Genomic DNA, 13,098 nt, shown 5'->3' with positions numbered 1-13,098 from the left:
GGGTCGGCCGGTCACCGGTCGGGTTCGGGATCCTTGAGCCAGTTGATGAGCTCCGAGGAGAACGCGACCGGGTCCTCCTCGTGCGGGAAGTGGCCGAGACCGTCGAACAGGCGCCAGCGGTAGGGGGCTTCGACGTACTCGCCGGACCCGGCCGCGCTGCGCGTGCGCATCACGGGGTCGAGCGAGCCGTGCAGATGGAGGGTGGGCACGCGCACGGGCCGCTTCATGCGGCGGTTGAACTGGATGCCGTCCGGGCGGGCCAGGGAGCGCACCATCCAGCGGTACGGCTCGACCGCGCAGTGCGCGGCGGAGGGGATGCACATGGCGCGCCGGTACGCCTCGAGGGCCTCGTCCTCCGGCGGGCGCGGCCCGGACCACTCCTGGATCAGCTCGGCCACGAGCGCCCCGTCGTCGGCGGTGAGCTGCCGCTCCGGGATCCAGGGCCGCTGGAACCCCCAGATGTGTGAACCGGCGCGCGTCTGCTTGACGTCTCGCAGCATGGCCGAGCGCCAGCGCCGCGGATGCGGCATGGACGCGACCGCCAGCCGCCGCACCAGCTTGGGGCGCATCGCGGCCGCCGTCCACGCGAGGTATCCGCCCAGGTCGTGGCCGACCAGGGCGGCGTCCGGCTCGCCGAGGGAGCGGATGACGCCGGTGACGTCGAGCGCGAGGTTGGCGGGGTCGTAACCGCGCGGCGTACGGTCGCTGCCCCCGACGCCCCGCAGGTCCATGGCGACGGCCCGGAAGCCCGCGTCGGCGAGCGCCACCAGCTGGTGCCGCCAGGTCCACCAGAACTGCGGGAAGCCGTGCAGCAGCAGCACCAGCGGCCCGTCACCCAGCTCGGCGATGTGGAAGCGGGCGCCGTTGGCGGCGACGTCGCGATGGCTCACCTTTCTCCCGCCGGGGACGTCCAGAAGAACGGCCGAGGCCGGCTGTGCGAAAGGTGGTGTGGCGGGGTCCGTCATGACGACGAGCGTGCCACAGCCTCGATGGCCTCCGGGACCCGGTCCTGCGGGAGCTCCGGACGCGGGTGCGGCTTGGCCTTCTGCAGGACGACCGCGGTCTCCTTCATCGAGGCGGCGACCTTCTGCGGGCCCTTGCTCTTCTTGGCCTTCTTCGCGAAGACCACGCCGATCAGCGCGAGCACGACCGCGACCAGCACGTTCGCCGCGAAGGACAGCAGGAAGCAGATCGCGAGGTTCCAGTTGCTCCAGGTGCGGATGCCGTACGCCAGGGCGAAGTTCAGCATCGGCAGGGAGAAGATCAGCACCGCGCCGGCCGCCGAGAAGGCGCCGCCGCTGGTCGCGCCGCGCTTGACGTCCTGCTTGAGCTGCGCCTTCGCCAGCGCGATCTCGTCGTGCACCAGCGCCGACATTTCCGTCGTCGCCGAGGCGAACAGCTGGCCGATGCTGCGTTCGGCGCCGACCGGGCTGCCGTCGGGTGCGCTCATCGCGGTCTCTCCCTCTCCGTCTTTTTGTACCGTCTCGTCAGATCATGCCGGACCGTCGTGGTCCTCGCCTGCCCCGCCCGGTACTTCGGCAAGCTCGTGGCGCGCGGCTGCCTTCTCCTGGGCGATCCTGCGGTGCTCCGCGGCCTTGGCCTCGTAGCGGGCGGCCAGGCGCAGGTGGTACGCCGGTTCGTCCTCCTCGTAGATGTCCGGGATGCCGTCGAGGTCGTCGTCGCGCTCCTCGTCCTCCCACAGGCGGCGGTACTTGGCGTTCCGTATCTTCAGCAGGACGGTCGCCAGCGTCGCGGCGATGAGCGAGCCCAGAAGTACGGCGGCCTTGACCTCGTTCGTCATCGCCTCGTCGCCGGCGAAGGCGAGTTCGCCGATGAGCAGCGAGACGGTGAAGCCGATGCCGGCGAGGCTCGCCACCGCGAACACGTCTCCCCAGGCGAGATCGTCGCTGAGCGAGGCCCTGGTGAAACGGGCCGTCAGCCAGGTCCCGCCGAAGATGCCCAGTGTCTTGCCGACGACGAGTCCGAGGACGACGCCGAGGGTCTCCGGCTGATCGAACACATCGGCGAGCGCGCCGCCGGAGATGGCGACACCGGCACTGAAGAGCGCGAACAGCGGTACGGCCAGCCCTGCCGAGAGAGGGCGTACGAGATGCTCGATGTGCTCGCCGGGGGAGTGGGCCTCGCCCTCCTTGCGGTGGCAGCGCAGCATCAGCCCCATGGCGACGCCGGCGACGGTGGCGTGGACGCCGCTGTTGTACATCAGCGCCCAGATCACGAGCGCGAGCGGCACGTACACGTACCAGCCGCGTACGCCCTTGCGCAGCAGCAGCCAGAAGACGCCCAGGCCCACCACGGCGCCGCCGAGCGCGGCGAAGTTCAGGTCGGCGGTGAAGAAGACGGCGATGATCAGGATCGCGAAGAGGTCGTCGACGACGGCGAGCGTGAGCAGGAAGGCCCGCAGCGCGCTCGGCAGGGACGTGCCGATGACCGCGAGCACGGCGAGCGCGAAGGCGATGTCGGTGGCGGTGGGCACGGCCCACCCGGCCAGGGAGCCGCCGCCGGTGACGTTGGTGACGGTGTAGACGAGCGCCGGTACGGCCATGCCGCACAGGGCGGCGACGACCGGGAGCGCGGCGGCCCTGGGGTCGCGCAGGTCGCCCGCGACGAGTTCGCGCTTGAGTTCGATCCCGGCCACGAAGAAGAAGATCGCCAGCAGCCCGTCGGCGGCCCAGTGCGCGAGAGACAGGTCGAGGCCGAGCGCGGAGGGGCCCAGCTTGAAGTGGGCGACGCTCTCGTAGCTGTTCTGCAGCGCGGGGATGTTCGCCCAGAGCAGTGCGGTGACCGCGGCGGCGAGCAGCAGCACACCGCCGACGGTCTCGGTGCGCAGCGCGTCCGCCACGTAGGTCCGCTCGGGCAGCGAGAGCCGTCCGAGGACCTTGCGAGGGGTGGTGGAGCGGGGCGCGATCACTGGGGAGACCTCCGGTTCTGGGCAGGACGCAACTACCTGCCGACCAGACTTCCCGGCACCCCTATGAGCTTTGTTTTGCTTAGCTTACCTAAGTGTGCGGCGGGGTGCACGGAATGACCTCCACCATGCCGCGAGGGGCACCCGGAGCGCATGACCGCCGGATGCCCCTCGTCCGTTCCGGTATCCCGTACTCAGTCCTCGCTGGGCGCGGCGGGCAGCTTGGACTGGATGAGGTCCATGACCGTGGAGTCGGTCAGCGTGGTGACGTCACCGAGCTGACGGTTCTCGGCGACGTCCCGCAGCAGACGGCGCATGATCTTGCCGGAGCGGGTCTTGGGCAGCTCGGCCACCGGCAGGACCCGCTTGGGCTTGGCGATCGGGCCGAGGGTGGTGCCGACGTGGTTGCGCAGCTCGGCGACCAGGTCCTCGGACTCGGCGGCCGTACCGCGCAGGATCACGAACGCGACGATCGCCTGCCCGGTCGTCTCGTCCGCCGCTCCGACCACGGCCGCCTCGGCGACCGACGGGTGGGACACGAGCGCGGACTCGACCTCGGTGGTGGAGATGTTGTGCCCCGAGACGAGCATGACGTCGTCGACCCGGCCGAGCAGCCAGATGTCGCCGTCGTCGTCCTTCTTGGCCCCGTCGCCGGCGAAGTACTTGCCCTCGAAGCGCGACCAGTACGTGTCGATGAACCGCTGGTCGTCGCCCCAGATGGTGCGCAGCATCGACGGCCACGGCTCGGTGAGCACCAGGTAGCCGCCACCGCCGTCGGGCACCTCGCGCGCCTCGTCGTCGACGACCGTCGCGGCGATGCCGGGCAGCGGCGTCTGCGCGGAGCCCGGCTTCGTCGCGGTCACGCCCGGCAGCGGGGTGATCATCATGGAGCCGGTCTCGGTCTGCCACCAGGTGTCCACGATCGGGGTGCGGTCGCCGCCGATGTTCTTGCGGTACCAGATCCACGCCTCGGGGTTGATCGGCTCGCCCACCGAGCCCAGCACCCGCAGGCTGGACAGGTCGAACTTGGCGGGGATGTCGTCGCCCCACTTCATGAACGTGCGGATCGCGGTCGGCGCGGTGTAGAGGATCGTCACGCCGTACTTCTGCACGATCTCCCAGAAGCGCCCCTGGTGCGGGGTGTCGGGCGTGCCCTCGTACATGACCTGCGTCGCGCCGTTGGCGAGCGGGCCGTAGACGATGTACGAGTGCCCCGTGACCCAGCCGACGTCGGCGGTGCACCAGTACACGTCGGTCTCCGGCTTGAGGTCGAAGACGGCGTGGTGGGTGTAGGCGGTTTGGGTGAGGTAGCCGCCGGAGGTGTGCAGGATGCCCTTCGGCTTCCCCGTGGTGCCCGAGGTGTACAGGATGAACAGCGGGTGCTCGGCGTTGAACGCCTGCGGGGCGTGCTCGGCGCTCTGCCGCTCCACGACGTCGTGCCACCACACGTCGCGGCCCTCGGTGAAGGCGACCTCCTGGCCCGTGCGGCGCACGACCAGGACGTGCTCGACGATGCCTGCCTTCTCGACCGCCTCGTCCACGGCCGGCTTGAGCGCGGACGGCTTGCCGCGCCGGTAGCCGCCGTCGGAGGTGATGACCACGCGCGCGTCGGCGTCCTGGATGCGGGTGGCGAGCGCGTCCGAGGAGAAGCCGCCGAAGACGACCGAGTGGGCGGCGCCGACCCGGGCGCACGCCAGCATCGCGATCGCGGTCTCGGGGATCATCGGCATGTAGACGGCGACCCGGTCGCCGGCCTGAACTCCGAGCTCCAGCAGGGCGTTGGCGGCCTTGGAGACCTCGTCCTTGAGCTCGGCGTAGGTGATCGCGCGGCTGTCGCCGGGCTCACCCTCGAAGTGGATGGCGACACGGTCGCCGAGCCCGGCCTCCACATGCCGGTCGACGCAGTTGTAGGCGACATTGAGCTCGCCGTCCTTGAACCACTTGGCGAACGGCGGGTTCGACCAGTCGAGGGTCTCGGTGGGCTCCTTGGCCCAGGTCAGCCGACGGGCCTGCTCGGCCCAGAAGCCGAGCCTGTCAGCCTTGGCCTGTTCATACGCCTCCGCGGTGACGTTGGCGCCTGCGGCCAGGTCGGCGGGGGGTGCGAACCTGCGCTCTTCCTTCAGCAGGTTGGCCAGGCTTTCGTTGCTCACGGCATCTGCCTTTCCCGGGGTGTCCGTTGTGTCCCAGGCCACAGCTCATCAGACCCGGGGGTGCGATGACAAGGGCCGACCGTCGATTGGTTTAGACCTCTTGGGGTCGGTTTCGGCGGCCGGGGTCATCCGTACCCACGGACGCCGACCAGGCAGGGTTCATCCTCTGTAACGCCTCTCACAGTTCGGCCCAACTACAGGTGTAGGCGCACCGAGAGAACCGAGAGAGAGGACAGCCGAGTGGACGGCATAAGGGGCGGACCCGCGGCGGCGGCCCACGACCCTCAGCTCTTCGAAGAGTTCTACCGGCGCCATGTGGACGCCGTGATGTCTTTCGTGGCCCGGCGTGTCGCCGACGTCCACACGGTGGCGGACCTGACCGCCGAGGTCTTCCTCGCGGCGCTCGACTCCGCCCACACGTATCGCCCCGGCCGGGGCGACGAGCGGGCCTGGCTGTACGGCATCGCGCGCAACATCGTCTCCTCCGAGCGCCGCCGGGTCGCTCGTGAGACGGCGCGCGACCGCCGCATCTCGGGGCGGCGGTTGCTGGATCCCGACGACATCGCGCGGCTCGAGGACAAGCTCGACGCCGAGAGCCCGGGGCGCCGGGCGCTGGCCGCGCTGGAGCGGCTGCCGGACGGCGAACGGGCCGTCGTCGAACTCGTCGCCGTGGACCAGCTCACGGTGACCGAGGCCGCCGCCGCGCTCGGCATCCGCCAGGTCACGGCCCGGGTGCGGCTGCACCGTGCCCGCAAGGCCCTGCGAGCGGAGGCGGATCCGGTGCCGGAGGCCCCGCCCGGCGCACCCCTGTCGTACGTCACCGGCGGAGCCGGAGAATCCGGAGGAGAGGCATGACCACGAAGAACACGTTCGAGGACCGGCTGCTGGCCGAGCTGCGGCGCGAGATCGAGCTGCGCGGGGCCACCGGTTCCGCGCGGGCGGTGACCACCGGTTCCGCGCAGGCGGTGGCCACCGGTCCCGCCGAGAAGGTCGCCGCGCGACGCTCCCCGTTCGCGGCGGTGCTCACGGGGCGGCGGCTCGCCCTGGCCGCGGGCGCCTGCGCCGTGACCGGGCTGGCGCTGGTGCTCGTGCTTGTGCCGGGCTCACCGGGCGAATCCCCGGCGTACGCGGTGGAGCGGCACGGCGACGGCAGCGTCACCCTCACCCTCACGAAGATCGCGATAGGCGAGGACGCCCAGCGCCGACTGGCCGAACGCCTGCGGGCCGAGGGCATCCACGCGACCGTCGACAAGCTCTCCTTCGGCCAACACTGCGCTCAGCCGCGCGGCAAGATGCTGGCGAGCCGCGTGGAACGGGGGTTCATCGGCGAGCCGCCCGAGGAGGGCTCCGTCCCCGTCGGCGGCCCGACCGACCCGGCCTTCCACCGCAATTGGCAGGTCACCCTGTATCCCGGCGACTCCCTGGGCATGGAGAGCACCAGCCGCAAGGACGGCCGACCCGGGCTCAACTCCGAGTCGTTCTACGCGATCAAGGGCAAGATCGCGCCTTGCGAGCCGGAGCTGGGGCCGGAGCCGGGGCTGGGGCCGGAGCCGGGTTCTGAGGGCTGAGGGCTGAGAGGGCCGGCGGGCGGCGCACGGGGGTCGCCGCCCGCCTTCGCCCGACCTGGCCCGGGCAAGGGCTGTTGGGCACGGGCCGCCGCCTCGGACGGCTGCCGTGGGGCGAGGCCCCGGGTTCACTTCGGTTGCGGTGGGGCGGGGCCCCGGGTTCACGTCGGTTGCCGCGGGGTGGGCTCGCCGGGCTCATGCCAGCTGCCGTGGGGCGGGCCCCGCTCTCACGCTGACTGCCGTGGGGCGGGCCCCGGGTTCACGCCGGCTGAGGTGGGGCGGGCCCGCCGGGCTCATGCCGGTTGCGGTGGGGCGGGACCCCGGGCTCACGTCAGGTGCGGCGGGGCGGGGCCCCTGGGGGTTCACGTCGACTGCGGTCGGGCGGGCCCGCCGGGTCGTGCCGGCTGCCGTGGGCGGGCCCCGCGCTCACGCTTACCGCCGTGGGGCGGACCCCGGGCTCACGCCGGCTGGTCGGACTCCCGTACGTGGTCGAACACCCGGTCCCCGTCTACCTCGGTGAGCAGATACGCCTGGGCCTCCCCGACGTGGAAGTACATGCCGTGCAGCTCCAGCTCGCCCTCCTTCAGGGCGCGTGCGACCGAGTCGTGGGCGCGCAGGTGCTCCAACTGCTGGACCACGTTGGTCAGGCAGAGCTGCTCCACCACGCCCTCGGGCGCCCGTCCGGCCAGCCTGCCCCACGGCGGGCTGTCGTCGGTCACGCGCTCCAGGCTGGGCCGGCCGTGCCGCAGCCATCGCTCGAGCGGGGTCCGGGTGCCGCCCGGTTCGGAGCTGAGCAGTGCCTGCATGGCTCCGCATCCGGAGTGCCCGCACACCGTGATGGACCGTACCTTCAGCACATCCACCGCGTACTCGATCGCCGCGGCCACCGAGTCGTCCCCGCTCTCCTCGCCGGGCAGCGGCACGAGGTTGCCCACGTTGCGCACCACGAAGAGGTCGCCGGGACCACTGGAGGTGATCATCGAGGTGACCAGCCGTGAGTCGGCGCAGGTCAGGAAGAGCTGCGAAGGACGCTGTCCCTCGCGCGCCAGCCGGGCCAGTTCACTGCGCACCAGGGGCGCGGTGTTGCGCTGGAACGCGCTGATGCCACGCGCCAGTTCGTCCCCGCTGGCTCCGCCGGGACCTGTCGCGTCCGGCTCGGGGCGGTCCGTGCCGTCCGGGTCGTGCTCGGTGCGGGGCGCGGACCCGGGGTGGTCGCACTGGTGGTTGCGCCAGGGTGTCCAGGGCCGGCAACGGCAGTCGGTGAGGGGCTGGGGCTCGGAGACACGGGTGCCGGGATGCCGGCCGGCGATCTCCACGCTGCCGCCCTGCGCGGTGTGCGTCTTCTGCCAGTCCTGCAACGTCTCGTACGCCGCGTGGTCCATGAACGAACCGTCCAGCTCGACGACGGCGTCGGCCCCGTGGGGTACGAGATGCAGGGCCCGGCTGAGCCGTGGCACCGCGAGGAACGTCAACTGTCCTCTGACGTGTACGTGATGGACTCCTTCCGTCTCGTCGTGCGTGATGCGGGTGCGGGTGAGGCGGTGCAGGGCGACGCCGACGGCCATGGCGATGCCCAGCGCGACGCCTTCCAGGACGCCGAGGGACACGACGCCCAGGGTGGTGACGGCGTAGACCCACACTTCACGGTGGCGCGTCACCGTGCGGATGTGGTGCAGGGACACCATCTGGATGCCGACGGCCATCACCAGGGCGGCGAGCGAGGCGAGCGGGATGAGCTCCAGGAGCGGGACCATCAGCAGTGCGGCGATCACTACGAGAACGCCGTGCAGCATCGTGGAGTTCCGGCTCACCGCACCCGCGTGGACATTCGCCGAACTCCGCACGGCCACACCGGCGATGGGCAGTCCGCCGAGCGAGCCGGAGACGATGTTGGCGGCGCCCTGTCCGAGCAGTTCGCGGTCGAGGCGGGAACGGCCGACCTGGGCGGACAGGCCGGGGCGGCCCGCCACCAGCTTGTCCACGGCGACCGCGCCGAGCAGTGACTGCACGCTGCACACCAGCGTGGTGGTGAGCACCGCGGCGACGAGGCCGAGCACGGGGCCCTCGGGCAGCCCGGCCAGGGCGTGGTTGCTCCAGGACGGCAGGTCGACCTTGGGCAGGCGCAGACCCGCGAGGGCGGCGACCGCGGTGGCTCCGGCCACGGCGATGAGCGCGGCCGGGATCTTGCGCAGCAGGCGTCCGGCCCGGCCGGGCAGTCTCGGCCAGAGCAGCAGCAGCGCGAGCGTCAGCGCGCTCACCGAGACGGCCGCGGGGTGCACGTGTGCCAACTGGGCGGGCAGTGCGCGGAGGTTGTCGGGGACGGAACTCTGCGGTGTGCCGCCGAGCACGATGTGCAGCTGGGCGACGGCGATGGTGACACCGATCCCGGCGAGCATGCCGTGCACGATGGCGGGGCTGACGGCGAGGGCGCCACGGGCCACGCGCAGGCAGCCCAGGCCGAGTTGGGCGAGGCCGGCGAGGACGGTGATGGCGCAGGTCGTCCGCCAGCCGTAGCGCAGGATGAGGTCGGCGGTGACGACGGTGAGTCCGGCGGCCGGTCCGCTCACCTGGAGCGGGGAGCCGCCGAGCCGTCCGGCGACGATTCCGCCCACGGCGGCGGCGACGAGGCCGGCCTGCAGGGGGGCGCCGGTGGCGAGGGCGATGCCCAGGGACAGGGGCAGGGCGATCAGGAAGACCGCGATCGAGGCCGACACGTCGGCACCCGCGATCCGGAAGCGGCGGGGGCCGGTCGGGGGCGGGCTGTGGGGCGGGTGGGTGCGCTCGGTCCGGTTCGGGTCGGCGGCGCGTGTGGGGACGCAGGCAGACATCTTTTCCCGTCTCCTCCGGGGCTGCGCGGTCGCGTGACTGGGACTCCCGCTCGGGGCGGGGTTCGGTCGCGGCCGTAGGGCACGGCGTAAATCGGCGGGATGCATCAACGCTCGGTAAACGGATCGTAATGCAGAGTAAAGGACAGGCATAGACTTTACGGGCAAATGGGCGAATAAATCACCCCGACGAGTGAAGTGGCCATTTCATCGGCTTGTCGTACTAATTCCTTCTCCGTCCCGTGCGAATTTGGCGGCGCTGTCGGCACCCGAGAGAAGGAAGAAGGTGGGCGACACATGGCCGCCACCCACAGGATCGCCGCGTGCTCCGTGACCGCCGCGGTCTGCGCCGCATCGCTCGCCGGTTGCTCGACCGGCACTTCCCGGAACGAAGCCCCCGACCCGCAGACGGCCAAACCGGCCCAGGCGCCGAAGAGCGCGGTCCGGCTGATCGGAGACGGCTCCACCGCCTACACCGGCGCCCAGCCCCATCTGCCCAGGCCCGAACGGCTGCGGCCCGGCCAGAAGCCCCCGCAGTTCGTCGTCTTCTCCTGGGACGGCGCGGGCGAGGACAGCCAGAGGCTGTTCTCCCACTTCCGCAAGGTCGCCAAGGCCAACGACGCGACGATGACGTACTTCCTGAGCGGCGTGTACATGCTGCCGGACGAGAAACGCGACCTCTACCGGCCACCGCAGCACTCCCCGGGCCGCTCCGACATCGGCTTCAACGACCGCCACGGCATCGCCGCCACCGCGAAGCAGCTGCGCCTGGCGTGGCTGGAGGGCAACGAGATCGGCACCCACTTCAACGGCCACTTCTGCGGCAGCGGCGGCGGGGTCGGCGAGTGGTCGGTGGAGGACTGGAAGGACGAGATCGCCCAGGCCAAGCACTTCGTGAGGACCTGGAAGACCAACACGGGCCTGCGGAACGCGTCCCCGCTGCCCTTCGACTACGACAAGGAGCTCATCGGCGCCCGCACGCCCTGCCTCGAAGGCCAGCGGAACTTCATGAAGGCGGCCCGCGATCTGGGCTTCCGCTACGACACCAGCGGCGTCAACGACCAGGTCTGGCCCAAGCGGAAGCAGGGCCTGTGGGACGTGTCCATGCAGCTCGTACCCTTCCCCGGGCACTCCTACGAGCAGCTCACCATGGACTACAACTTCATGGTCAACCAGTCGGGCACCACCACCCAGGGCGACCCCGGCAAGTTCGACTTCTGGGGCGACCAGATGCGCGACGGCCTGCTCAAGGGCTTCTACCGGGCGTACGACGGCAACCGCGCGCCCCTGATCATCGGCAACCACTTCGAGTCCTGGAACGGCGGCACCTACATGCGGGCCGTCGAGGAGGTCATCGAGGCGGTGTGCACCAAGAAGGAGGTGCGTTGTGTCTCGTTCCGCCGGCTCGTGGACTGGCTGGACGCCCAGGACCCGGAGACGCTGGAGAAGCTGCGCTCCCTGAAGGTCGGCGAGGCGCCGAAGCAGGGCTGGGCGTCCTTCCTCGAGGGTGACCCCGCCCCGGCCCCGAAGGGCGTGCCCGGGGCGCCGGCGGCGAAGCGGTAGCGCAAGTGAAGAAGGCCACTCCGCCGTGGGGAGGGCTCCCGGGGTGCGTAGGGTCGTACTCATGAGTACAGCAGGTGCGACCGCCGACCCCCTGGCGACCCTGGGAGCGCTGCCCGGTGTGGCCGAGTCCGTGGAGTCCGTGCGCAAGGCCGTGGACCGGGTCTACGGGCACCGGATCATGCGGCGGCGCAGCAACGCGGTCACCTCCGAGGCGGCCCTGCGCGGCGCCCGTGGCTCGGCGGCGCTGTCCGGCGCGGACTGGGCCCTTGAGGAGGTGCGCCGGCGTACGGACTTCAGCGGTGACGACGAGGCCCACACTGTGGGTGCCGCGCTGCGGCTCACGGCGGAGGCGGGCCAGTTGCTGTCGATCTGGCGGCAGTCGCCCCTGAGGGTGCTGGCCCGGCTGCACCTGGTCGCGGCCGCCGACCAGGCCGAACAGGTGGGACGGCCCCGGCAGGAGGGCGAGCCGGTCGACGAGCCGCTCGTCGCGCTGCCGCTGCCCGGCGCGGCCGAGGCGCACGGCCGACTGGAGGGGCTGGCCGGGCTGATCATCGCGGGCGGCACCGCACCGGCGCTGGTGACGGCCGCCGTCGTGCACGGCGAACTTCTCGCGCTGCGCCCGTTCACGTCCCACAACGGCCTGGTCGCGCGCACGGCCGAGCGCATCGTCCTGGTCGGCAGCGGTCTGGACCCGAAGTCGGTCTGCCCGGCCGAGGTCGGCCACGCCGAGCTGGGCCGCGGCGCCTACCGGGAAGCCCTCGACGGGTACGTCTCCGGTACGCCGGAGGGTGTGGCCGCCTGGATCGCCCACTGCGGCAGGGCGGTCGAACTGGGGGCCCGCGAGTCGACGGCGGTGTGCGAGGCGCTGCAGCGCGGAGCGGCGTGACACTCATCCGCAGGGCCGGAAAGTGATGCGGCGGTACGAGAAGCTCGTACCGCCGCTGGCATGAGCATCGGGTTACCAAGCGTCCTCGATATATGCCCATCAGGTCGGGAACTTTGCCCGTCCCTGGTGCGGCTGGCCCGTATTCGACGGGTCGACGTCGCGTGGGTGCCCGGTGTTCATGCTCGGTCCGTGGGGCCAAATGCGTATTTAAGGTGATCCTCGCGGATGTCCTTGGTCTCGCGGGCCGTTGAGTCCTTTGTACTCCTGCCCCGCAGTAAGCGGAAGTCCAGGCTGCACTTCTTTACTTTTGGGTTCAAATAGGGCTACGGGTCGTCCCGGGTCAGGCGACCGACGCCCGGCGGCGGTTCGCATACCAGACCAGTCCCGCGGTGGCCGCCGCGGCGCCTATCGCGGCGACCGCGACGAGCGCCGGACGCGGCGGTACGGAGAACGCGGGAATGCGCTGCTTGAGCCGAACCGGGCGGTGGAAGTCCAGAATCGGCCACCCGCGCGCGAGGGCCTCGCGGCGCAGCGCGCGGTCAGGGTTCACGGCATGGGGGTTGCCGACGGACTCCAGCATCGGGACGTCGGTCGCCGAGTCGCTGTAGGCGTAGCAGCGGCTGAGGTCGTACCCCTCGGACGCGGCGAGTTCCCTGATGGCCTCGGCCTTGGTCGGGCCGTACGCGTAGTACTCCACCTCGCCGGTGAAGCAGCCGTCGTCGCCCACGACCATGCGGGTCGCCACCACGCGGTCCGCGCCGAGCAGTTCACCGATCGGCTCGACCACCTCCGCGCCCGAGGTGGATACGATCACGACGTCGCGGCCGGCGGTGTGGTGTTCCTCGATGAGGGAGGCTGCCTCGTCGTAGATGATCGGGTCGATCAGATCGTGCAGCGTCTCGGCGACGATCTCCTTCACCTGCCGCACGTTCCAGCCGCGGCACAGCGCGGACAAGTAGGCGCGCATACGCTCCATCTGGTCGTGGTCGGCGCCGCCGGCCAGGAAGACGAACTGGGCATATGCGGTGCGCAAGACAGCCCTGCGGTTGATCAGACCGCCTTGGTAGAACGACTTGCTGAACGTGAGCGTGCTCGACTTCGCAATGACCGTCTTGTCCAGGTCAAAGAAGGCCGCTGTGCGGGGCAACGAGTGGTTTTCCACGCCACTGAGCATAGGGGCAGC

Annotated in this window: 10 protein-coding genes; 4 read left to right on the top strand and 6 right to left on the bottom strand. The window is 71.1% G+C overall.

From position 1 onward, the window contains the following. Positions 1-11 precede the first annotated feature (11 nt). The 4 genes from ACZ6I3_RS35210 to acs all read right to left on the bottom strand — a co-directional run bounded on the left by ACZ6I3_RS35210 (position 12) and on the right by acs (position 5,076). Positions 12-965 carry an alpha/beta fold hydrolase gene (locus ACZ6I3_RS35210; RefSeq protein ID WP_469420248.1) on the bottom strand — a complete coding sequence of 318 codons (954 nt, stop codon included), beginning with the start codon at positions 963-965 and terminating at the stop codon, positions 12-14. After that, on the bottom strand, positions 962-1,450 hold the full coding sequence (locus tag ACZ6I3_RS35205) for a phage holin family protein (protein ID WP_469420247.1): 489 nt from the start codon (positions 1,448-1,450) through the stop codon (positions 962-964). The genes ACZ6I3_RS35210 and ACZ6I3_RS35205 overlap by 4 nt, the downstream gene beginning before the upstream one ends. 42 nt (positions 1,451-1,492) lie before the next feature. Next, positions 1,493-2,929: a Na+/H+ antiporter NhaA gene (gene nhaA / locus ACZ6I3_RS35200; RefSeq protein ID WP_469420245.1), complete on the bottom strand. Its 1,437-nt coding sequence runs from the start codon at positions 2,927-2,929 to the stop codon at positions 1,493-1,495. A gap of 191 nt (positions 2,930-3,120) precedes the next feature. Continuing rightward, entirely contained in the window at positions 3,121-5,076 is a 1,956-nt protein-coding gene (gene acs, locus ACZ6I3_RS35195) for an acetate--CoA ligase (RefSeq protein ID WP_469420243.1), read from the bottom strand. Between the two features lie 240 nt (positions 5,077-5,316). Here acs and ACZ6I3_RS35190 point away from each other — a divergent pair, with 240 nt between their 5' ends. Beyond that, a complete protein-coding gene (locus ACZ6I3_RS35190) occupies positions 5,317-5,931 on the top strand; it encodes an RNA polymerase sigma factor (RefSeq protein WP_469420242.1) in 615 nt (204 codons plus the stop codon). Then, positions 5,928-6,644: a hypothetical protein gene (locus tag ACZ6I3_RS35185; protein WP_469420240.1), complete on the top strand. Its 717-nt coding sequence runs from the start codon at positions 5,928-5,930 to the stop codon at positions 6,642-6,644. The genes ACZ6I3_RS35190 and ACZ6I3_RS35185 overlap by 4 nt, the downstream gene beginning before the upstream one ends. A gap of 455 nt (positions 6,645-7,099) precedes the next feature. Here ACZ6I3_RS35185 and ACZ6I3_RS35180 read toward each other — a convergent pair whose 3' ends face one another. Then, a complete protein-coding gene (locus ACZ6I3_RS35180; protein WP_469420239.1) occupies positions 7,100-9,469 on the bottom strand; it encodes a bifunctional SulP family inorganic anion transporter/carbonic anhydrase in 2,370 nt (789 codons plus the stop codon). 294 nt (positions 9,470-9,763) lie between these two features. Here ACZ6I3_RS35180 and ACZ6I3_RS35175 point away from each other — a divergent pair, with 294 nt between their 5' ends. Both ACZ6I3_RS35175 and ACZ6I3_RS35170 read left to right on the top strand, forming a co-directional pair. After that, positions 9,764-11,029: a polysaccharide deacetylase family protein gene (locus tag ACZ6I3_RS35175; RefSeq protein WP_469420237.1), complete on the top strand. Its 1,266-nt coding sequence runs from the start codon at positions 9,764-9,766 to the stop codon at positions 11,027-11,029. A gap of 61 nt (positions 11,030-11,090) precedes the next feature. Beyond that, a complete protein-coding gene (locus ACZ6I3_RS35170; RefSeq protein ID WP_469420235.1) occupies positions 11,091-11,915 on the top strand; it encodes a Fic family protein in 825 nt (274 codons plus the stop codon). A gap of 340 nt (positions 11,916-12,255) precedes the next feature. On the opposite strand, the gene ACZ6I3_RS35165 is transcribed toward ACZ6I3_RS35170, so the two are convergent. Next, positions 12,256-13,089 (bottom strand): HAD family hydrolase, encoded by an 834-nt coding sequence (locus ACZ6I3_RS35165; RefSeq protein WP_469420234.1) that lies wholly within the window; start codon positions 13,087-13,089, stop codon positions 12,256-12,258. Positions 13,090-13,098 lie beyond the last annotated feature (9 nt).

Source organism: Streptomyces sp. NPDC041940 (genome assembly GCF_055589465.1).
This window is presented reverse-complemented; position numbering and strand designations above follow the sequence as displayed.

Coding starts and splice junctions, on each gene's coding strand:
- ACZ6I3_RS35210 (WP_469420248.1), bottom strand. CDS start 965: ATGACGGACCCCGCCACACCACCTTTCGCACAGCCGGCCTCGGCCGTT.
- ACZ6I3_RS35205 (WP_469420247.1), bottom strand. CDS start 1,450: ATGAGCGCACCCGACGGCAGCCCGGTCGGCGCCGAACGCAGCATCGGC.
- ACZ6I3_RS35185 (WP_469420240.1), top strand. CDS start 5,928: ATGACCACGAAGAACACGTTCGAGGACCGGCTGCTGGCCGAGCTGCGG.
- ACZ6I3_RS35180 (WP_469420239.1), bottom strand. CDS start 9,469: ATGTCTGCCTGCGTCCCCACACGCGCCGCCGACCCGAACCGGACCGAG.
- ACZ6I3_RS35175 (WP_469420237.1), top strand. CDS start 9,764: ATGGCCGCCACCCACAGGATCGCCGCGTGCTCCGTGACCGCCGCGGTC.
- ACZ6I3_RS35170 (WP_469420235.1), top strand. CDS start 11,091: ATGAGTACAGCAGGTGCGACCGCCGACCCCCTGGCGACCCTGGGAGCG.
- ACZ6I3_RS35165 (WP_469420234.1), bottom strand. CDS start 13,089: ATGCTCAGTGGCGTGGAAAACCACTCGTTGCCCCGCACAGCGGCCTTC.